16 protein-coding genes, 2 tRNA genes and 1 other RNA gene are annotated in these 20,020 nt (G+C 57.0%); 11 read left to right on the top strand and 8 right to left on the bottom strand.

Going from position 1 to position 20,020, the window contains the following annotated elements; genetic code table 11:
• Window positions 1–10: 10 nt before the first annotated feature.
• Window positions 11–3,973 (bottom strand): trifunctional transcriptional regulator/proline dehydrogenase/L-glutamate gamma-semialdehyde dehydrogenase, encoded by a 3,963-nt coding sequence (putA, locus tag ACOTYB_RS04480; RefSeq protein WP_220153722.1) that lies wholly within the window; start codon window positions 3,971–3,973, stop codon window positions 11–13.
• 422 nt (window positions 3,974–4,395) lie between these two features.
• On the opposite strand from putA, the gene putP reads away from it, so the two are divergent.
• Together putP and ACOTYB_RS04470 are read left to right on the top strand one after the other, a co-directional pair.
• Complete coding sequence (putP, locus tag ACOTYB_RS04475; protein WP_421765754.1) at window positions 4,396–5,904, top strand: sodium/proline symporter PutP; 1,509 nt, start codon at window positions 4,396–4,398, stop codon at window positions 5,902–5,904.
• A gap of 71 nt (window positions 5,905–5,975) precedes the next feature.
• Window positions 5,976–6,395 (top strand): DUF3574 domain-containing protein, encoded by a 420-nt coding sequence (locus ACOTYB_RS04470; protein ID WP_023315789.1) that lies wholly within the window; start codon window positions 5,976–5,978, stop codon window positions 6,393–6,395.
• Between the two features lie 82 nt (window positions 6,396–6,477).
• Here ACOTYB_RS04470 and ACOTYB_RS04465 read toward each other — a convergent pair whose 3' ends face one another.
• On the bottom strand, window positions 6,478–7,662 hold the full coding sequence (locus tag ACOTYB_RS04465; RefSeq protein WP_023315790.1) for a NupC/NupG family nucleoside CNT transporter: 1,185 nt from the start codon (window positions 7,660–7,662) through the stop codon (window positions 6,478–6,480).
• Window positions 7,663–7,913: 251 nt separating this feature from the next.
• On the opposite strand from ACOTYB_RS04465, the gene efeU reads away from it, so the two are divergent.
• The 4 genes from efeU (at window position 7,914) to phoH (ending at window position 12,490) form a co-directional block, all read left to right on the top strand.
• Window positions 7,914–8,747: an iron uptake transporter permease EfeU gene (gene efeU, locus ACOTYB_RS04460; protein ID WP_003858080.1), complete on the top strand. Its 834-nt coding sequence runs from the start codon at window positions 7,914–7,916 to the stop codon at window positions 8,745–8,747.
• 39 nt (window positions 8,748–8,786) lie between these two features.
• Complete coding sequence (efeO, locus tag ACOTYB_RS04455) at window positions 8,787–9,914, top strand: iron uptake system protein EfeO (protein ID WP_045343514.1); 1,128 nt, start codon at window positions 8,787–8,789, stop codon at window positions 9,912–9,914.
• Between the two features lie 3 nt (window positions 9,915–9,917).
• Complete coding sequence (efeB, locus tag ACOTYB_RS04450) at window positions 9,918–11,201, top strand: iron uptake transporter deferrochelatase/peroxidase subunit (protein WP_003858074.1); 1,284 nt, start codon at window positions 9,918–9,920, stop codon at window positions 11,199–11,201.
• A gap of 500 nt (window positions 11,202–11,701) precedes the next feature.
• Complete coding sequence (gene phoH, locus ACOTYB_RS04445; RefSeq protein WP_003858070.1) at window positions 11,702–12,490, top strand: phosphate starvation-inducible protein PhoH; 789 nt, start codon at window positions 11,702–11,704, stop codon at window positions 12,488–12,490.
• Window positions 12,491–12,783: 293 nt separating this feature from the next.
• Here the strand turns inward: phoH and ACOTYB_RS04440 are convergent.
• The 3 genes from ACOTYB_RS04440 to ACOTYB_RS04430 form a co-directional block, all read right to left on the bottom strand.
• Window positions 12,784–12,871 (bottom strand) — tRNA-Ser (locus ACOTYB_RS04440).
• A gap of 137 nt (window positions 12,872–13,008) precedes the next feature.
• Window positions 13,009–13,686 (bottom strand): isochorismatase family protein, encoded by a 678-nt coding sequence (locus ACOTYB_RS04435; RefSeq protein WP_003858068.1) that lies wholly within the window; start codon window positions 13,684–13,686, stop codon window positions 13,009–13,011.
• Window positions 13,687–13,705: 19 nt separating this feature from the next.
• A complete protein-coding gene (locus ACOTYB_RS04430; RefSeq protein WP_040117482.1) occupies window positions 13,706–14,566 on the bottom strand; it encodes a pirin family protein in 861 nt (286 codons plus the stop codon).
• 109 nt (window positions 14,567–14,675) lie between these two features.
• Between ACOTYB_RS04430 and ACOTYB_RS04425 the strand changes: the two genes are divergently transcribed.
• Window positions 14,676–15,581, top strand: a complete 906-nt coding sequence (locus ACOTYB_RS04425; protein ID WP_017384759.1) for a LysR family transcriptional regulator — start codon at window positions 14,676–14,678, stop codon at window positions 15,579–15,581.
• 131 nt (window positions 15,582–15,712) lie between these two features.
• On the opposite strand, the gene ACOTYB_RS04420 is transcribed toward ACOTYB_RS04425, so the two are convergent.
• Window positions 15,713–15,851: non-coding RNA, RtT sRNA (locus ACOTYB_RS04420), on the bottom strand.
• A gap of 42 nt (window positions 15,852–15,893) precedes the next feature.
• A tRNA-Ser gene (locus tag ACOTYB_RS04415) sits at window positions 15,894–15,981 on the bottom strand.
• Between the two features lie 229 nt (window positions 15,982–16,210).
• Here ACOTYB_RS04415 and ghrA point away from each other — a divergent pair.
• The 4 genes from ghrA to ACOTYB_RS04395 all read left to right on the top strand — a co-directional run bounded on the left by ghrA (window position 16,211) and on the right by ACOTYB_RS04395 (window position 19,124).
• On the top strand, window positions 16,211–17,149 hold the full coding sequence (gene ghrA / locus ACOTYB_RS04410; RefSeq protein ID WP_220153725.1) for a glyoxylate/hydroxypyruvate reductase GhrA: 939 nt from the start codon (window positions 16,211–16,213) through the stop codon (window positions 17,147–17,149).
• A gap of 84 nt (window positions 17,150–17,233) precedes the next feature.
• On the top strand, window positions 17,234–17,971 hold the full coding sequence (locus ACOTYB_RS04405; protein ID WP_220153726.1) for a phosphatase: 738 nt from the start codon (window positions 17,234–17,236) through the stop codon (window positions 17,969–17,971).
• A gap of 19 nt (window positions 17,972–17,990) precedes the next feature.
• Complete coding sequence (locus ACOTYB_RS04400; protein WP_003858059.1) at window positions 17,991–18,545, top strand: TorD/DmsD family molecular chaperone; 555 nt, start codon at window positions 17,991–17,993, stop codon at window positions 18,543–18,545.
• Window positions 18,546–18,641: 96 nt separating this feature from the next.
• On the top strand, window positions 18,642–19,124 hold the full coding sequence (locus ACOTYB_RS04395) for a DUF1097 domain-containing protein (RefSeq protein WP_074173990.1): 483 nt from the start codon (window positions 18,642–18,644) through the stop codon (window positions 19,122–19,124).
• Between the two features lie 43 nt (window positions 19,125–19,167).
• On the opposite strand, the gene csgG is transcribed toward ACOTYB_RS04395, so the two are convergent.
• Window positions 19,168–20,001, bottom strand: a complete 834-nt coding sequence (gene csgG / locus ACOTYB_RS04390) for a curli production assembly/transport protein CsgG (protein ID WP_003858055.1) — start codon at window positions 19,999–20,001, stop codon at window positions 19,168–19,170.
• Between the last annotated feature and the right edge of the window lie 19 nt (window positions 20,002–20,020).

Genomic DNA, 20,020 nt, shown 5'->3' with positions numbered 1-20,020 from the left:
TAGCACAGCGTTAGCCGATTGTCATCAGGCTGGCGTTACCCCCTGCCGCCGCGGTGTTGACGCTGAGCGAGCGCTCAACGTACAGACGCTCCAGCAGCAGGTTGGTTTCCCCGCGCGCAAAGCCCTGCACGGAAACGATGGCACCGCTGCGGGCCGCAACCTGCTCGCACAGTTCGCGCAGCTGGTCGGAATCACCGTGGTAGATCACCGCGTCAAACGGCTGGGTCAGCAGGGCATCGGCCTTCGCAAAGCGAATGCAGGCCGAAACCGCTTTTGGCAACTGTTTGGCGAGGTCGCGATGCAGGGCATCTTCCGGCCACAGCACCTCACAGCCCGTTGCCGTTGCGGCTGCCAGCTGCACCAGCGCATCCTGCTCGTTATCCGCCACGCACAGCACACGCTCGCGCGGCATCAGCGTCCAGGTGTTGCGCTCACCGGTTGGACCCGGCAGCAGACGCTGTGTTCCCGCCTGCGCCAGCTCGCCGTACTGCTGTGCAATCGCATGCAGCTCGGGACGATTTTCAGCCCACTTAATCAGCGCGTCCAGCGGCTGGGTCAGCACGGCTTTCACCTGCGCATCCACCGGATATTCCGCGTCCTGACGCGCCAGCGTCACGCCCAGCGCATTTTCCGGACGGTTTGCCAGCAGACGGTACAGATAGAGCGGACCGCCCGCTTTCGGGCCGGTGCCGGAGAGACCTTCACCGCCGAATGGCTGCACGCCCACGACCGCGCCAACCATGTTGCGGTTGACGTACAGGTTGCCAACTTTAGCATTGCCGGTCACCTGGGCAATGGTTTCGTCGATACGGGTATGCACGCCAAGCGTCAGGCCGTAACCCGAGGCGTTGATCTGATCGATCAGCTCGTTGAGGTTGTTACGGTTGTAGCGCACCACGTGCAGTACCGGGCCGAAGACCTCTTTTTTCAGCTCGTCGAAGCTTGCCAGCTCAATCAGCGTTGGCGGCACGAAGGTGCCGGTCTGCCACTCGCGGGCATCTTCGCTGTTCTCGCGCACCGCCTGGAACACCGGACGGCCTTTTGCACGCATGGTCTGAATGTGGTTTTCAATGTTGGCTTTGGCTTCCGCGTCGATCACCGGCCCGATGTCGGTAGTGAGACGGCCCGGGTTGCCCATGCGGCATTCCGCCATCGCACCGCGCAGCATCTTCAGCGTGTGGTCAGCCACGTCATCCTGTAAGCACAGTACGCGCAGGGCGGAACAGCGTTGGCCCGCGCTGTCGAAGGCAGAGGCCAGCACGTCAACGACGACCTGCTCGGTGAGTGCGGAGGAGTCCACGATCATGGCGTTCATGCCGCCGGTTTCAGCGATCAGCGGGGTAGGACGGCCCTGCGCATCCAGACGGGTGGCGATGTTGCGTTGTAGCAGGGAGGCCACTTCGGTAGAACCGGTAAACATCACGCCGCGTACGCGGTTATCGGAGGTCAGTTTGGCCCCGACCGTTTCACCGCGCCCTGGCAGCAGCTGCACCACGCCCGCCGGTACGCCCGCTTCCAGCAGAATGTTAATGCCCTGGGCGGCAATCAGCGGGGTCTGCTCTGCCGGTTTTGCCAGCACGCTGTTGCCTGCGGCAAGGGCCGCGGCAATCTGGCCGGTGAAGATCGCCAGCGGGAAGTTCCACGGGCTGATACACACCACCGGGCCGAGCGGACGGTGGGTTTCGTTGTCGAAATCATCGCGCACCTGACCGGCGTAGTAGTGCAGGAAGTCGACCGCCTCGCGCACTTCGGCGATGGCGTTGCTGAAGGTTTTACCCGCTTCACGCACCAGAATGCCGATCAGCTGCTGCATCTGATCTTCCATCAGAACCGCCGCGCGTTCCAGAATGGCGGCACGCTCCTGCGGCGGGGTGGCAAACCAGATTGGCGCGTTGTTCACCGCGCTCTCCAGGGCCTGCTCCACTTCCGTTTCCGTGGCTTCGCGCACGTAGCCGACGATATCCTTCGGCTCTGCCGGGTTGATCACCGGCTGCATTTCACCGTCCTCAACGGACTGCTCAAGGATCGGCCTGGCCTGCCACTTCTGCAATGCGCTGTTAAGCAGGGCAGAAGAGAGCGAGGCCAGACGGTGTTCGTTGGCGAGATCCAGACCCGCCGAGTTGACGCGACCTGCACCATACAGCTCGCGCGGCAGGGCAATCTTCGGATGCGGCAGACCAATCTGGCCTTCCTGCGCCGCCATCTTCTCAACGGCCTGTACCGGGTCGGCCACCAGTTCGTCCAGCGGCAGGGTGGTATCGGCGATGCGGTTAACGAAGGAGGTGTTCGCCCCGTTCTCCAGCAGACGACGCACCAGGTAGGCCAGCAGAGTTTCGTGAGTACCTACCGGGGCATAAATACGGCACGGACGGTTCAGCTTGCCGTCGGCCACTTTACCGGTCACCTGCTCGTACAGCGGTTCGCCCATGCCGTGCAGACACTGGAACTCGTACTGGCCCGGATAGTAGTTCTGACCCGCCAGGCTGTAGATCGCCGCCAGGGTGTGGGCGTTGTGGGTGGCGAACTGCGGATAAATCAGGTTCGGCACGCCGAGCAGTTTTTTCGCGCAGGCGAGGTAGGAGACGTCGGTGTAGACCTTGCGGGTATAGACCGGATAGCCTTCCAGACCTTCCATCTGGGCGCGTTTGATTTCGCTGTCCCAGTAGGCGCCCTTCACCAGACGGATCATCAGGCGGCGACGGCTGCGGCTGGCCAGGTCAATCAGGTAGTCAATGACGAACGGGCAGCGTTTCTGGTAGGCCTGGATAACGAAACCAATCCCGTTCCAGCCCGCCAGCTCCGGCTCGAAGCACAGTTTTTCCAGCAGATCGAGGGAGATCTCCAGACGGTCCGCCTCTTCGGCGTCGATGTTAATGCCGATATCATACTGGCGCGCCAGCAGGGTCAGGGACTTCAGGCGCGGGTAGAGTTCTTCCATCACCCGGTCGTACTGCGCGCGGCTGTAGCGCGGGTGCAGGGCGGAGAGCTTAATGGAGATGCCCGGGCCTTCATAAATACCGCGACCGTTGGACGCTTTACCGATGGCGTGGATCGCCTGCTGGTAAGATACCATGTAGGCCTGCGCGTCGGCGGCGGTCAGCGCCGCTTCACCCAGCATGTCGTAGGAGTAGCGGAAGCCTTTATCTTCCAGCTTGCGGGCGTTCGCCAGCGCTTCGGCAATGGTTTCCCCGGTGACGAACTGCTCGCCCATCAGGCGCATCGCCATGTCCACGCCCTTGCGGATCAGCGGCTCGCCGCTCTTGCCGATGATGCGGTTCAGAGAGCGCGACAGGTTGGCTTCGTTATGGGTGGAGACCAGCTTGCCGGTAAACAGCAGGCCCCAGGTGGCGGCGTTAACGAACAGCGACGGACTGCGGCCAATGTGGGAGTGCCAGTTGCCGTTGCTGATTTTGTCGCGGATCAGGGCATCGCGGGTGGCTTTATCCGGAATACGCAGCAGCGCTTCCGCCAGACACATCAGCGCCACGCCTTCCTGTGAGGAGAGGGAAAACTCCTGCAGCAGACCCTGAACCATCCCGGCGCGTCCGCTGGCGGTTTTCTGATTACGCAGCTTGTCGGCGAGCTGATACGCCAGGCTGTGCGCCTGAGCGGCAACGGCTTCCGGCAGGCGCGCCTGCTCCAGCAGCATCGGCACGGCGTCGGTTTCGGCACGGCGGTAGGCGCCGGTAATGGCGGCGCGGCTGACGGACTGCGGCAGGATCTGCTCGGCAAATTCGAGGAACGGCTGGTGGTTCTCCTCAACGGCCGTCGCGGCTTCTTCGCTTTCGTTCGCTGCGCCCGCCAGCAGGGCAGGCAGCTCCGGCAGACCTTCTTCACTCTCCAGTCTTTCCAGATAGTTAAAAATCGCCTGCTTGATTAACCAGTGCGGTGTGCGGTCGATGCGGGTCGCAGCGGTTTTAATCCGTTCGCGGGTAGCGTCATCCAGCTTAACCCCCATGGTGGTCATCCCCATGCCAAAACTCCTGTTGTTCTGTAATAGCGTTCTGTTGATAGCGTGAAATATCCACCATGTTGCAACTTTGTGCAACCGTGTTAAATGTGACCTGGTCTGCAAGCTGGAAAATGAATGGATTGTTAACGATTAGTTAGCTGTGAAAAAGAACGTGCGGCCGTTTCTGAGCCCAGTTTTTATGCGGTGCTTAACACTTTTTAAAGGTGCAACCCGTAAAAGCGTGAGCGAGTGCAACCTATAGGAAAGACGTATAAAACCAGTGATGAAATTCATGTAAATGCAGTGTTAAATCGTTTGTCAGTGGGATGCGTATACGGCAGGATAGCGCGCCCAAGGGAAACACATACACACATCACTACGTTCCGGTGATGACATAACAAGGCAACCCGGACGGTTGTCGCTCGACATTTTGGAGAATTTGAATGGCTATTAGCACACCGATGCTGGTGACATTTCTCGTTTATATTTTTGGCATGATCCTGATAGGGTTTTTGGCATGGCGTTCCACTAAAAACTTTGACGACTACATCCTCGGCGGGCGCAGCTTAGGCCCGATGGTCACCGCACTCTCTGCGGGCGCTTCCGACATGAGCGGCTGGCTGCTGATGGGGCTGCCGGGCGCGATTTTCATCTCCGGTATCTCCGAAAGCTGTATCGCCATCGGCCTGACCGTTGGCGCATGGATCAACTGGAAGCTGGTAGCAGGCCGTCTGCGTGTGCATACCGAAGCCAACAACAACGCCCTGACGCTGCCGGATTACTTCACCGGACGCTTTGAAGATAACAGCCGTATCCTGCGCATTATCTCTGCGGTGGTGATCCTGCTGTTCTTCACCATCTACTGTGCTTCCGGCATCGTGGCGGGCGCGCGTCTGTTCGAAAGTACCTTCGGCATGAGCTATGAAACCGCCCTGTGGGCCGGTGCGGCCGCGACCATCCTCTATACCTTCGTGGGCGGATTCCTGGCGGTAAGCTGGACCGACACCGTGCAGGCGAGCCTGATGATTTTCGCCCTGATCCTGACTCCGGTGATTGTCATTTTCACCGTCGGCGGCTTTGGCGAATCGCTGGAAGTGATCAAGCAGAAGAGCATTGAAAACGTCGATATGCTGAAAGGGCTGAACTTTGTCGCCATCGTCTCCCTGATGGGCTGGGGCCTGGGCTACTTCGGTCAGCCGCACATTCTGGCGCGCTTTATGGCGGCGGATTCTCACCATACCATCGTTCACGCGCGTCGCATCAGCATGACGTGGATGATCCTGTGTCTGGCGGGCGCGTGCGCGGTTGGCTTCTTCGGCATTGCGTACTTTAACAACAACCCGGCGCAGGCGGGCGCGGTGAACCAGAACGCCGAGCGCGTGTTCATCGAACTGGCGCAGATTCTGTTTAACCCTTGGATTGCCGGTATTCTGCTCTCCGCGATCCTGGCTGCGGTGATGTCCACCCTGAGCTGTCAGCTGCTGGTGTGCTCCAGCGCCATCACCGAAGACCTCTACAAAGCGTTCCTGCGTAAGGGCGCGAGCCAGAAAGAGCTGGTGTGGGTAGGGCGTTTTATGGTGCTGCTGGTTGCGCTGGTGGCGATTGCGCTGGCAGCAAACCCGGAAAACCGCGTGCTGGGGCTGGTGAGCTACGCGTGGGCGGGCTTCGGTGCCGCGTTTGGGCCGGTAGTCCTGTTCTCCGTCATGTGGTCACGCATGACCCGCAACGGCGCGCTGGCGGGGATGATTATTGGTGCGGTTACCGTTATCGTCTGGAAACAGTTCGCCTGGCTGGGCCTGTACGAAATCATTCCTGGCTTCATCTTCGGCAGCATCGGTATCGTGGTCTTCAGCCTGCTGGGTAAAGCACCGTCTGCCTCCATGCAGAAACGCTTTGCGGAAGCCGACGCGCACTACCACACTGCGCCGCCGACTAAGCTTCAGGCTGAGTAATCTCCCCTCACCCTAACCCTCTCCCCGGTGGGGAGAGGGGATAGTCCTTTCACCTATGTGAGTCTTCATCAATGAGAATTAAAACAGGGTTAATGGTGGCAGCATTCGTGATGCTGGCGGGCTGTAACGCACCCGCGCAGCACGTGCCGGTGGAAACCTGCAAAGCGGATAACCAGATGCAGCAGACCACGCTCTATTTTGGCTTGAATCGCCCGGCAGGGGCGCAGATTACCGGCAGCGAGTGGCAGCAGTTTGTTGACCAGGACGTGACGCCGCGTTTTCGCGATGGCTTAACGGTGTTTGATGCCCGTGGTCAGTGGCTGGGTAACGACGGCAAGGTGGCGCGCGAGCCGAGCAAGGCGCTGATGCTGATCCACGGGAAAGATGCGCAGAGTGAGAAGAATATTGAAGCGTTGCGCGGGATCTATAAGTCACGCTTCGCGCAGGAGTCGGTGATGCGGGTTGACCAGCCGGTGTGCGTGCAGTTTTAATGAAAAACGGCGGGAAATCCCGCCGTTGTAGTATCGTAGGCCCGTGCAAGCGAAGCGCCGCCGGGCATTAACCGCACAAAACTTACAACACCAACCCCGCAAAGCTCGCCGAAAGCAGGCTCACCAGCGTCGCGCCGTACACCAGACGCAAACCAAACCGCGACACCACGTTGCCCTGCTGCTCGTTCAGACCTTTTATTGCCCCCGCCACAATGCCAATGGAAGCAAAGTTAGCGAACGACACCAGGAACACGGACAAAATACCCAGCCCGCGAGGTGACATTTGATGGGCAATTTTTTGCAGCTCGATCATCGCCACAAATTCATTCGCCACCAGTTTAGTTGCCATAATGCTCCCCGCGTTTAAGGCATCGCTCAACGGAATACCAATAAGCCACGCCAGCGGATAAAACACATAACCCAGAATCTGCTGGAAGCTCATGCCAAATATGCTGGAGAAGAGGGCGTTAACGGCGCTAATAAGGGCGATAAAACCAATCAGCATCGCCAGAATAATCATTGCCACCTTAAAACCGGCCAGAATATACTCGCCCAGCATTTCAAAGAAGCTCTGGGATTCGTGCAGTTTTTCCAGCTTGATATCCGGCTCCGCTTCCGGGCGGGTCGGGTTAATGACCGAAAGAATAATAAAGGTGCTGAACATGTTCAGGATCAGCGCCGCGACGACAAATTTGGCGTCGAGCATGGTCATATAGGCCCCGACAATCGACAGCGACACCGTCGACATAGCCGTGGCAGCCATCGTAAACAGACGACGTGAGGAGAGATCCCCGAGTACGCCCTTGTAGGCAATAAAGTTTTCCGACTGACCGAGGATCAGCGAGCTCACCGCGTTGAAGGATTCCAGCTTGCCCATGCCGTTCAGTTTTGACAGCAGCGTCCCGATCACCCGAATAAAGATCGGCAGAATGCGCCAGTGCTGAAGAATACCGATCAACGCTGAGATAAAAATAATGGGGCAGAGCACGCCAAGGAAAATAAACGCCAGCCCTTTTTCACCCATCCCGCCAAAGACAAAATTCGTCCCTTCGGCAGCGAATTTAAGCAGCGACTCAAAGAAACCGGAGACGTATTTAATAATAAACAGACCGCTTTCTGCATGCAGGAAAAAGAACGCCAGCGCAATTTCAATCACGATCAGCTGTAAAACGAAACGAATACGAACTTTTCGGCGGTCGAAACTCACCAGCCAGGCAAGCGCAAGAATAATCACCAGCGCCAGCAGGAAATGGACAATTTTAAACATGGTTTATTTTCAGTTGGTTTTCGAGGTGGACATTTAGCCACAGCCCCGGTTAACCGTAAATGGGCATTTTCGTTATACCTTATAAACGCAACGGTTACTCAGGCAATTATTACTCCGCAATGCGTTTACATCTGGTCATCAAAACGCAACACATTTCGCTTGTTTTTCTTGTTGCCGTAATGATAATCACTATCACAAGAATTTACCTTTCTTTGCATCAGTTGACCGCGATAAACATTTAAGGTGTCGGCATGTTTGTTCCTTTTCTCATTATGTTACGTGAAGGCCTTGAAGCGGCCCTGATTGTTAGCCTTATCGCCAGTTATCTGAAGCGTACCCAGCGCGGACGCTGGATTGGCGTGATGTGGGTTGGCGTTTTCCTTGCCGCGGCGCTCTGCCTGGGGCTGGGTATTCTTATCAACGAAACCACTGGTGAATTTCCGCAGAAAGAGCAGGAGCTGTTTGAAGGCATTGTTGCCGTAATAGCGGTGGTGATCCTCACCTGGATGGTGTTCTGGATGCGCAAAGTTTCCCGTAACGTGAAGGTACAGCTTGAGCAGGCGGTGGATAACGCCCTGCAAAAAGGCAACCACCACGGCTGGGCGCTGATCATGATGGTCTTTTTCGCCGTGGCGCGTGAAGGCCTGGAGTCCGTGTTCTTCCTGCTCGCGGCTTTTCAGCAGGACGTGGGCATCTGGCCGCCGCTGGGCGCGATGCTCGGGCTGGCCACGGCGGTTGTGCTTGGTTTCCTGCTCTACTGGGGCGGCATTCGTCTTAACCTGGGCGCGTTCTTCAAGTGGACCAGCCTGTTTATTCTGCTGGTGGCCGCGGGACTGGCGGCAGGGGCGATCCGCGCCTTCCACGAAGCGGGCCTGTGGAACCACTTCCAGGACGTGGCGTTCGATCTCAGCAACGTCCTGTCGACCCATTCACTGACCGGTACCCTGCTTGAAGGGATCTTCGGCTACCAGGAAACGCCGAGCGTCAGCGAAGTGGCGATGTACTTTATCTATCTGGTTCCGGCGCTGATCCTGTTCGCTATGCCGCCGCGTACCGGCTCGCAGACGTCGCGCGTTGCGCCGTAAGTGCTGTTTTAGTTACAACATACTTTAAAGGGAAGAGTCATGGCCATTCAGTTCCGTCGTAGTGCGTTATGCGCAGGCATCGCCGCGCTGCTCGTGTCTGCCTTCGCCGCTCAGGCAGCAGATATTCCGCAGGTCAAAGTCACCGTCAACGATAAACAGTGTGAGCCGATGACCATCACGGTTAACAGCGGTAAAACCCAGTTTATTATTCAGAACCACAGCCAGAAGGCGCTGGAGTGGGAGATCCTGAAAGGCGTGATGGTGGTGGAAGAGCGCGAGAATATCGCGCCGGGCTTCAGCCAGAAGATGACCGCAAATCTTCAGCCCGGGGAATATGACATGACCTGCGGCCTGCTGACTAACCCGAAAGGTAAGCTGATCGTCAAAGGCGCAGCGAGGGCGGACGCGGCCAAAGGCACGGCGCTGCTGAGTCTCGGCGACGCTATTACCGCCTATAAAGCCTACGTCACCAAAGAGACGGCGGACCTGGTGGCAGGCACCAAAGCCTTTACCGACGCGGTGAAAGCGGGCGATATCGAAAAAGCGAAATCCCTGTATGCGCCTACACGTCAGCACTACGAGCGCATCGAGCCGATTGCCGAGCTGTTCTCTGACCTCGATGGCAGCATTGACGCCCGTGAAGACGACTACGAGCAGAAGGCCGCCGATCCGAAATTCACCGGCTTCCACCGTCTGGAAAAAGCCCTGTTTGGCGATAACTCCACCAGGGGGATGGAGAAATACGCCGAGCAGCTCAACAGCGACGTGCTGGAACTGCAAAAACGCATCAGCGAGCTGGCATTCCCACCGTCGAAAGTGGTGGGTGGCGCAGCGGGTCTGATTGAAGAAGTAGCCGCCAGCAAAATCAGCGGTGAAGAAGATCGTTACAGCCACACCGACCTGTGGGACTTCCAGGCAAACGTTGACGGCGCACAGAAAATTGTCGATCTGCTGCGGCCACAACTGCAAAAAGAGAACGGCGAACTGCTGGCGAAAGTGGATGCCAATTTTAAGAAAGTTGACGCTATCCTGGCGAAATACCGCACCAAAGACGGGTTCGAAACCTACGACAAGCTGACCGATGCTGACCGTAACGCGCTGAAAGGCCCGATTACGACGCTGGCGGAAGATCTCTCCCTGCTGCGTGGCGTACTGGGTCTGGATTAAGCGATGAACGAGCATGACGAGTACGACGTGGCGGAACCTTCCCGACGTCGGTTGTTAAAAGGGGTAGGGGCGCTGGGCGGCGCGTTTGCCCTGGCGGGCGGCTGTCCGGTGGCGCATGCGGCAAAACCGCAAAGCGCCCCCGGCACGCTCTCCCCGGACGCGCGTATGGAAACGCAGCCGTTTTATGGTGAGCACCAGGCGGGGATCCTGACGCCGCAGCAGGCCTCGATGATGCTGGTGGCTTTCGATTCGCTGGCGAGTGATAAGGCCGACCTTGAGCGTCTGTTCAGGCTATTAACCACGCGCATTGCCTTCCTCACCGCCGGCGGTCCGGCACCGGAAACACCGAATCCGCGCCTGCCGCCGATGGATTCCGGGATCCTCGGTGCGTTTATCGCTCCCGATAATCTGACCATCACCGTGTCGGTGGGGGAATCACTATTTGATGATCGCTACGGTCTGGCGAAGCAGAAGCCGAAAGCGCTGCAAAAAATGACGCGATTCCCGAATGATTCTCTCGACGCGGCGCTGTGCCACGGCGATCTGCTGTTGCAGATCTGCGCTAATACGCAGGATACGGTAATCCACGCCCTGCGCGATATTATCAAGCACACCCCGGATCTGCTGAGCGTGCGCTGGAAGCGGGAAGGTTTTATCTCTGACCACGCCGCGCGCAGTAAAGGGAAAGAGACGCCGGTCAACCTGCTGGGCTTCAAAGACGGTACCGCCAACCCGGACAGCAGCAATACCGCGTTGATGAACAAGGTGGTCTGGGTGACGGCGGATCAGGGCGAACCGGCCTGGGCGGTGGGCGGCAGCTATCAGGCGGTGCGTATCATTCAGTTTCACGTGGAGTTCTGGGACCGCACGCCGCTGAAAGAGCAGCAGACTATCTTCGGCCGCGATAAGCAAACCGGCGCACCGCTCGGCATGAAGCTCGAGCACGATGAACCCGACTACGCCCGCGATCCGAACGGGGATGTCATCGCGCTGGACAGCCATATTCGCCTCGCCAATCCTCGCACCAAAGAGACGCAATCCAGCCTGATGATGCGCAGGGGTTACAGCTACTCGCTGGGGGTGACCAACTCCGGGCAGCTTGATATGGGACTGCTGTTTGTCTGCTATCAGCACGATCTGGAGAAGGGATTCCTCACCGTGCAGAAGCGGCTCAACGGCGAAGCGCTGGAAGAGTACATTAAGCCCATCGGCGGCGGCTATTTCTTTGCCCTGCCCGGCGCGCGTGACGCGAACGCCTGGCTCGCTCAGGGTCTCATAGAAGCCTGATAATCGTCCCTGCGACAGTTCGCGGGGACATTATTTTTTTCCCAGACTATCTTATTGTTATATTTCTGTAATATTTCTATATAAGACTGATTTTCCATGTAGGGGCAGTCCGAAAAGTTGCATTCAGGTAAAATAAATGTTGCATTTATGATAATTCCTGATGTACTTAAGAGAAGACAGCGGTAGTTCCCGGCAGTGATGTTAACTCACTATGGAGATCGCGAATGGTTGCGTCCTGTACTGGACAAGGTAAACACATCAACCGCAGTACCCGGCGCGGAGGCTCAGACTCCGGCAGCGATTTCTTCACCACCAAATTCTCTCCTTCACCTCAACAACCTTTTTCTACCGACGTGCATAACGGTGCGCGTAGCCGTTGTATATCGTCATCCGGTAATGCAAGCAATGGCTTACAAGGAAGCCAACCCTCTGATGTTCGTGCGCATAATCGTGCCGATGCTGGCGCGTGTGATGAATACCAACAACTCAAGGTGCTATCCATGGGAAGACAGAAAGCAGTGATCAAAGCTCGTCGCGAAGCAAAACGTGTGCTGAGACGGGATTCACGTAGTCATAAACAGCGTGAAGAAGAATCGGTCACCTCGCTTGTGCAGATGAGCGGCGTAGAATCGATTGGCATGGCGCGGGACAGCCGCGATGCATCGCCAATTGTGGCGCGAAATGAAGCTCAGGCGCACTACCTGAATGCTATCGAGAGTAAACAGCTCATCTTTGCAACCGGGGAAGCCGGATGCGGGAAAACCTGGATCAGCGCCGCCAAAGCGGCGGAGGCGCTGATTCATAAGGACGTGGAAAGGATCATCGTTACCCGTCCGGTACTGCAAGCGGATGAAGATCTGGGCTTCCTGCCCGGCGATATTTCCGAGAAGTTTGCCCCGTACTTCAGGCCCGTCTATGACGTGCTGGTGAAGCGGTTGGGCGCTTCCTTTATGCAGTACTGCCTGCGACCAGAGATTGGCAAGGTGGAAATCGCGCCGTTCGCCTATATGCGCGGACGTACATTTGAAAATGCGGTCGTTATTCTTGACGAGGCTCAGAACGTGACCGCTGCGCAAATGAAGATGTTTTTAACGCGCCTCGGGGAGAACGTGACGGTGATCGTCAACGGCGATATTACCCAGTGTGACCTGCCGTCGGGCGTTAAGTCTGGCCTGAGCGATGCCATGTCACGTTTTGAGGAAGATGAGATGATAGGGGTGGTACGCTTCACAAAAGAGGATTGCGTCCGCTCGGCGCTCTGCCAGCGCACGCTACAAGCGTATTATTGAATATGCTGTTGTGTTCAAGGCCCGGGAAACCGGGCTTTGTTTTTTGTGCATTTTATCCCCTCTTCCCAGGGGAGAGGGTTAGGGTGAGGGGCTCAGGCCGCACCGAGCTGCATATAGCACCGGGGGGATTGACTCGCTGCGCTCGCCCTGCGGGCAGCCTGTTCGCTTCGCTCTCAGTCTGTCCAACTGGCTTCGCCAGTTGTCGAACCCCGGTCGGGGGTTCTCATTCCCCACAAAGGCGTACAACATGCAAAAAAAAAGCCCGCATTTTCATGCGAGCTCTTCTTCAAATATGGCGGTGAGGGGGGGATTCGAACCCCCGATACGTTGCCGTATACACACTTTCCAGGCGTGCTCCTTCAGCCACTCGGACACCTCACCATATTGTTTTGCTGCCTGACCGCTTGGGGGGCAACGGGGCGCTACTATAGGGAGTTGCGCTAAAACGGTCAAGCAGATTTTCAGCATTCGTGCTTGTTCGGTTAAGCCTTAATCAGCTTATGTCGCAGCGCGCAGGGTTAACGCTGCGAATCGAGCACTTCGCTATTTTTCACCACGTCCTGCGCTTTGCTGTAGCTTTCGATCAGCAGCTGGTAGGCCGGGAAGATGTGTGTGTACACCTCAGCCCATTCACCCGCATCTTCACGGTTCCACGTGCGCTGAATTTCGGAAGCAACGGCTGCCGTGTCCATCGGCACCACGCCTGCCTGCACCACGCGCGCCAGGGTGATCTCCTGCGCCATTTTGCTGTAGGTGCCAGAGGCATCAATCACCGCAAATACTTTATATCCGTCCGCCACCGCACTGATGGACGGGAAGGCCATGCAGACGCTTGTGATCGTCCCCGCGATAATCAGCGTTTTGCGCCCGGTGGCTTTCACCGCCGCCACGAACTCCGGGTTATCCCAGGCGTTGATCTCACCCTTGCGTGCCACATACTGTGCGTGCGGCGCGTTGGCGTGGATCTCCGGGATAAGCGGGCCGTTCGGTCCCTGTGGAACCGACGCCGTGGTGATCACCGGGATCTTCGCCAGCGAGGCGATTTTTGCCAGCGCTGCTGCACGGGCGCGCAGCTCAGGCATTGGCATGTCTCCTACGGTCTGGAACAGCCCGCTCTGGTGATCGATAAGCAGCATAACGGCATCGTTTACGTCAATAACGGGACGTGCACCGTTGAAGTTTGCAGGGGTAGACATAATGCGCTCCTTATTACGTTTAGATTTGGCCAAAGCGGCCGGAGTTGAAATCGCGAATAGCCTCGGCAATTTCGGTTTTACTGTTCATCACAAACGGGCCATAGCCCACGATGGGTTCATTCAGCGGCTCCCCGGCCATCAGCAGCACTTTGGCATCGCTGCTGGCTTCGAGATGCAGTTTGTCACCGCTCTGGCTCAGCACGACCAGTTGCGCCTCACCGGCAGGCGTGGTGCCGTTCACCGTCACGCTGCCTTCAACGACAACCAGCGCCGTGCTCCAGCCTTCGGGCTGATTGAGCGTCAGATGGCTACCCTGGCGCAGCGCGAGATCCCACACGTTCAGCGGTGAGAAGGTATGCGCCGGGCCGGTTACCTCTCCAAAGCGGCCAGCAATCACGCGCAATGTTCCGCTGTTATCCGGTAGGGTGACCACCGGGATATCCGCCTGAGTGATGCTCTGGTAGCCAGGCGTCGCCATTTTGTCTTTGGCGGGCAGGTTGACCCACAGCTGCATCATTTTCAGTTCACCGCCTTTCTGCGAAAACGCGCTGGAGTGGAACTCCTCGTGCAAAATGCCTGCGCCCGCCGTCATCCACTGCACGTCGCCAGGGCCAATAACGCCGCCTCTGCCGGTTGAATCACGGTGCTCCACTTCGCCTGAGTAGACGATGGTCACCGTTTCAAAACCGCGATGAGGATGCTCGCCCACGCCGCGTTTCGCGCCATCCGCCGGGAAGGTATGCGGTCCGGCGTAGTCCAGCAGCAGGAACGGGCTCAGGGGCTCGCCATGCGTCTGGTAAGAAAACATCGAACGAACCGGAAAACCGTCACCGACCCAGTGCGGACGAGGTGCGGTATACACGCCTGTTACGTTTTTCATGATTAACTCCTGATGTCCTGTTGATGGAATTAGCTTATATTCAGGGTTAATATCCCGGTAGATAGCAAAAATGACATTCACTGTTCCTTAAATGGAACAATGGAGGCGTATGCAGGACCTCAATGATTTCGTATGGTTTGTGAAGGTGGTGGAGCATGGCGGCTTTGCAGCGGCGGGTCGGGCGCTCGATCAGCCTAAGTCGAAACTGAGCCGTCGGATTGCGCAGCTGGAGGAACGCCTGGGTGTTCGGTTGATACAACGTACCACGCGGCAGTTTGCGGTGACGGAGGTGGGGCAGACATTCTATCAGCACTGTAAAGCTATGCTTGTGGAGGCTGAAGCTGCGGAGGAGGCGGTGGCTGCTTTACAGGCTGAGCCGCGTGGTATGGTCCGGATCACCTGTCCTGTCACCTTGCTGCACGTTCACGTGGGGCCCATGCTGGCGCGGTTTATGGCGCGCTATCCGGGGATCAACCTTCAGCTCGAAGCCACCAACCGCCGGGTCGATCTGGTGGCGGAGGGGGTGGATGTGGCGATCCGCGTTCGTCCGCGCCCGTTTGATGACAGCGATCTGGTATTAAGGGTGCTGGCGGACAGGGGACACTGTCTGGTTGCCGGGCCGGCACTGATTGAACGGATGGGCAACCCGGCGATGCCCTCTGAACTCAGCGAGTGGCCGGGGTTAAGTATGGGGGCGGGCAAGCACCTGCATAAGTGGGAATTGAGCGGGCCGGAGGGCGCAAAGGCAGAAATTCACTTCACGCCGCGCCTGGTGACTACCGACATGCTGGCGCTGCGGGAGGCGGCGATGGCGGGCGTGGGCGTGGTACAGCTGCCCATTTTGATGGTGAAGGATCAGCTGGCTTCAGGTGAACTTGTTCGGGTGCTGAATGCCTGGGAACCCAGACGGGAAGTGATCCACGCGGTGTATCCTTCCCGGCGCGGCCTGCTGCCATCGGTCAGGACGCTGGTGGATTTTCTCACCGAAGAGTATGCAAAGATGGTTGAAGACTAGCTTTTTGTAGGTCGGGTAAGCGTAGCGCCACCCGACACAATTACCGCAGGGGCTGCAAAGTTCGAATCCCCCACAGGCGTGCAACATGTGAAAAAAAAGCCCGCATTTTCATGCGAGCTCTTTTTCAAAGATGGCGGTGAGGGGGGGGATTGACTCGCTTCGCTCGCCCTTCGGGCAGCCTGTTCGCTACGCTCTCAGTCTGTCCAACTGGCTGTCGCCAGTTGCCGAACCCCGGTCGGGGGTTCTCATCCCCCCTTACGAGAATATAAAAGAAAAAAGCCCGTACTTTCGTACGAGCTCTCATCATGAATATGGCGGTGAGGGGGGGATTCGAACCCCCGATACGTTGCCGTATACACACTTTCCAGGCGTGCTCCTTCAGCCACTCGGACACCTCACCATATTGTCATCCCGTTGTTGTCGGGACGGGCGCTAATGTAAGGAAAAGCCGTACTGCCGTCAACCCACTTTTTCAGTAATTTAGCGTGTTTAGACAAACTTCAGGCAACCTGATTCCGAAATGTGCGAAATGCGCCTCTTTTATCAGCAACGCGGTTTAGCGATAAATTTGTTATGCTGGCAAGCCAGTTGAAAATGAAAATAAAACAGTGCAATAAAAGGCAATGACTATGGATATTATCTTCTATCACACCACTTTTGATACGGCTTACTGGATTAACGCGCTTACGGCGGCACTGCCTGGCGCACGCGTTCGCGAATGGAAACAGGGCGATAATGAACATGCCGACTACGCGCTGGTCTGGCATCCCCCGGTCGAAATGCTTCAGGGACGCCGTTTGAAGGCGGTATTTGCTCTTGGTGCGGGGGTGGATTCCATTCTCAGTAAGCTGAAGGCACACCCTGAAATGCTGCCGGAAGATATTCCCCTGTTTCGTCTGGAAGATACCGGTATGGGGCAGCAGATGCAGGAATATGCCGTGAGCCAGGTGCTGCACTGGTTCCGCCGTTTCGACGATTATCAGGCGTTTAAACAGCAATCCCACTGGGAACCGCTTCCGGATTATCAGCGTGAAGATTTCACCATCGGCATCCTCGGCGCGGGTGTACTGGGTTCGAAAGTCGCCGAAGCGCTCGCACCGTGGGGCTTCCCACTGCGCTGCTGGAGCCGGAGCCGTAAGGAGTATCCGGGCGTCGAGAGCTTTGCCGGAACGGACGAACTCCCGGCGTTCCTGAAAGGGACTCGCGTCCTCATTAACCTGCTGCCGAATACGGCGGAAACGGTCGGCATTATTAATGGCACGCTCCTCAACCAGTTGGCAGAAGACAGCTACTTAATGAACCTGGCGCGCGGGGTACACGTTGTGGAAGACGATCTGCTGAAAGCGCTGGATAGCGGTAAACTGAGAGGCGCAATGCTGGATGTGTATAGCCGCGAACCGCTGCCAAAAGACAGCCCGCTCTGGGCACATCCGCGCGTGGCGATGACGCCCCATATTGCGGCCGTGACGCGACCGGCGGAGGCCGTGGCGTACATCTCGCATACCATCAGCGAAATAGAGAAGGGTAACGCGGTGACCGGACAGGTCGACAGACAGCGAGGCTACTGAGAGAAACCCGGCGTTCGCCGGGTTTTTGCTAATATTCGCCGCTGATAACTGCTATCCTTTGGAAAAACCGCAGAGGAGAGAAAGATGTATCCCGTTGACCTGCATATGCACACCGTCGCCAGTACCCACGCTTACAGTAACCTCCATGATTATATCGCTCAGGCGAAGCTGAAAGGCATCAAACTGTTTGCGATAACCGATCACGGTCCGGATATGGCGGATGCGCCGCACTACTGGCATTTTGTGAATATGCGTATCTGGCCACGCCTGGTGGACGGTATTGGGATACTGCGCGGCATCGAAGCGAACATCAAAAATACCGACGGTGAAATTGACTGCACCGGCCCGATGCTGACCTCTTTAGATCTGATCCTCGCTGGCTTCCATGAGCCTGTCTTTGCGCCCCAGGATAAAGAGACCAACACCGCAGCGATGATTGCCACTATTGCCAGCGGCAACGTGCACATTATCAGCCACCCGGGAAATCCGAAATACCCGATTGATATTCAGGCCGTGGCGCGGGCGGCAGCGAAGCACCGCGTGGCGCTGGAGATTAACAACTCCTCCTTTGTTCACTCGCGTAAGGGCAGTGAAGCCAACTGCCGCGAAGTGGCGGCGGCCGTGCGTGACGCGGGCGGCATGGTGGCGCTGGGCTCTGATTCACACACGGCCTTCACGCTGGGGGATTTCAGCGAGTGCCTGAAAATATTGCGGGACGTGAATTTCCCGGAAGAACAGATCCTGAACGTCACGCCGCGTCGTATGCTCGACTTCCTTGAGTCGCGCGGCATGGCGCCAATTGATGAATTTGCCGATCTTTAATTAATAACGGAATAAAAACATGAATGAGTTTTCCATCCTTTGCCGCGTGCTGGGCACCTTATATTACCGCCAGCCGCAGGATCCGCTGCTGGTTCCGCTGTTTACCCTGATTCGTGAAGGTAAACTGGCGCAGAGCTGGCCGCTGGAACAGGATGAATTGCTGGAACGTTTGCAAAAAAGCTGCGATATGCAGCAGATTTCAACGGATTACAACGCGCTGTTTGTGGGGGAAGAGTGTCGCGTGTCGCCGTATCGTTCTGCCTGGCAGGAAGGTGCGACCGAAGCGGAGGTTCGGGCGTTTCTTTCAGAACGCGGCATGCCGCTGACGGATATGCCTGCCGATCATATCGGTACCCTGCTGCTGGCGGCCTCCTGGATTGAAGATAATGCAGGTGATGATGAGAACGAGGCGATTGAAACCCTGTTCGAAACGTATCTGCTGCCGTGGGTTGGCACCTTCCTGGGTAAAGTGGAAGCCCACGCCACCTCGCCGTTCTGGAGAACGCTGGCTCCGCTGACGCGTGACGCTATCGCTGCTATGTGGGACGAGCTGGAAGAAGAGAATGAAGAGTGACTTGAATCACAAAAATCCTGCAACGATACATTTCAACTTGCACGTAATGTGCTTCTGATCTCATTTATATGGTGCGCATCTGCTAAGATGCGCACCATGAACATATTACTTTGTATTGCAATCACGACTGGCATCCTCTCCGGCCTCTGGGGTTGGGTGGCTGTCTCTCTCGGCTTGTTGAGCTGGGCTGGTTTTCTTGGCTGCACGGCCTATTTCGCCTGCCCGCAGGGTGGTCTCAAAGGGCTCTTTATTTCAGGCTGCACGTTACTGAGTGGCGTGGTCTGGGCGCTGGTCATTATGAAAGGCAGCGCGCTGGCGCCGCATCTGGAAATCCTGGGGTACGCCATGACCGGCATTGTGGCCTTCCTGATGTGCGTTCAGGCAAAACATCTGCTGTTGTCCTTTGTGCCCGGCACGTTCATGGGTGCCTGCGCGACCTTTGCAGGGCAGGGGGACTGGAAGCTGGTGGTCCCTTCGCTCATGCTGGGGTTACTGTTTGGCTACGCCATGAAGAACAGCGGCCTTTGGCTTGCGGCCCGACGCGAGAAGAGCCAGAGCGTTCCTGCGGTAAGTAAATAAAAAAAGGCGAGACGGAATTCTCGCCTTTTTTATGCGCCGCTGATTATGACTCTGGCGGCACCGACATCTCACGATATTTCACCAGCACCGCATTACTCACGTCACTTTTATTCTGAAGATCCCACAAGCCGCGATCGATACCGTCATTAATCAGGAAAATCACGCCGGTTTCGATGGCCGACATCAGACACAGCATGACCGGCTCGTTAGAGGTATAGCCAATTTCACCCTCCAGCAGACGCTGGTAATCGATAAAGCGGAATACCCCGGCCTGCACTTCATAAGAGAGAATCGTTTTGCTGGTGGTCACCGAGGATAATATCTCACCCGTGCTCACGTTAACCACGCGCAGGTTGACGGCAATCTGGTCCAGCTGATACTGCGTGTCGGCCCCGATGCCAAAGTAACGCGCACCCGCGCCACCCGATTTCACGTTACTTTCGTAGCCGATAATCGAGCCTTCCACCATGATATTGGCTGCGGTGAGAGACTGTAGCGGCATGCGGTTATTGACGCCAACGGTACCATTCTCCTGCGCGGCACGAATGATTTTTCGTTCGTTAAGCAGGTTTTGCAGCCCCTGACGTTCCAGCGGGATAAACCAGCGAGAATCTTTCAGGGCGGTAACCAGCATCGCGGTGGCGCTCTGCGGTACGGCTGTCGAGAAGTTACTGGCCGGATACGGTTTGAACTGACCCGTCTCATCCTGAATGTTATACACCGAGACGAATATCTTTCCGGTTGGGACCGGCAGATGCGTCAGATCCCGATAGCTCTGGGCACGAGGCATCAGGGTGGGTTTAGCGGCTTCTTTTGGCGGGGCAGTTAAACAACCGCTTAATAAGCACACTGCAACTAAAATAAAAAAGCGCTGCATAATAATTGTCCTTATTTCG

Source organism: Enterobacter cloacae complex sp. IR5450, from assembly GCF_049238665.1.
Lineage (GTDB): Bacteria > Pseudomonadota > Gammaproteobacteria > Enterobacterales > Enterobacteriaceae > Enterobacter > Enterobacter hormaechei_C.
This window is presented reverse-complemented; position numbering and strand designations above follow the sequence as displayed.

Excerpts from the sequence above, each read along its gene's own strand:
- ACOTYB_RS04435 (WP_003858068.1), bottom strand. The coding sequence starts at position 13,686 with ATGTCTACCCCTGCAAACTTCAACGGTGCACGTCCCGTTATTGACGTA.
- efeB (WP_003858074.1), top strand. The coding sequence starts at position 9,918 with ATGAACGAGCATGACGAGTACGACGTGGCGGAACCTTCCCGACGTCGG.
- efeO (WP_045343514.1), top strand. The coding sequence starts at position 8,787 with ATGGCCATTCAGTTCCGTCGTAGTGCGTTATGCGCAGGCATCGCCGCG.
- efeU (WP_003858080.1), top strand. The coding sequence starts at position 7,914 with ATGTTTGTTCCTTTTCTCATTATGTTACGTGAAGGCCTTGAAGCGGCC.
- ghrA (WP_220153725.1), top strand. The coding sequence starts at position 16,211 with ATGGATATTATCTTCTATCACACCACTTTTGATACGGCTTACTGGATT.
- phoH (WP_003858070.1), top strand. The coding sequence starts at position 11,702 with ATGGGAAGACAGAAAGCAGTGATCAAAGCTCGTCGCGAAGCAAAACGT.
- ACOTYB_RS04400 (WP_003858059.1), top strand. The coding sequence starts at position 17,991 with ATGAATGAGTTTTCCATCCTTTGCCGCGTGCTGGGCACCTTATATTAC.
- csgG (WP_003858055.1), bottom strand. The coding sequence starts at position 20,001 with ATGCAGCGCTTTTTTATTTTAGTTGCAGTGTGCTTATTAAGCGGTTGT.
- ACOTYB_RS04465 (WP_023315790.1), bottom strand. The coding sequence starts at position 7,662 with ATGTTTAAAATTGTCCATTTCCTGCTGGCGCTGGTGATTATTCTTGCG.
- ACOTYB_RS04425 (WP_017384759.1), top strand. The coding sequence starts at position 14,676 with ATGCAGGACCTCAATGATTTCGTATGGTTTGTGAAGGTGGTGGAGCAT.
- ACOTYB_RS04430 (WP_040117482.1), bottom strand. The coding sequence starts at position 14,566 with ATGAAAAACGTAACAGGCGTGTATACCGCACCTCGTCCGCACTGGGTC.
- putP (WP_421765754.1), top strand. The coding sequence starts at position 4,396 with ATGGCTATTAGCACACCGATGCTGGTGACATTTCTCGTTTATATTTTT.
- ACOTYB_RS04395 (WP_074173990.1), top strand. The coding sequence starts at position 18,642 with ATGAACATATTACTTTGTATTGCAATCACGACTGGCATCCTCTCCGGC.
- putA (WP_220153722.1), bottom strand. The coding sequence starts at position 3,973 with ATGGGGATGACCACCATGGGGGTTAAGCTGGATGACGCTACCCGCGAA.
- ACOTYB_RS04405 (WP_220153726.1), top strand. The coding sequence starts at position 17,234 with ATGTATCCCGTTGACCTGCATATGCACACCGTCGCCAGTACCCACGCT.
- ACOTYB_RS04470 (WP_023315789.1), top strand. The coding sequence starts at position 5,976 with ATGAGAATTAAAACAGGGTTAATGGTGGCAGCATTCGTGATGCTGGCG.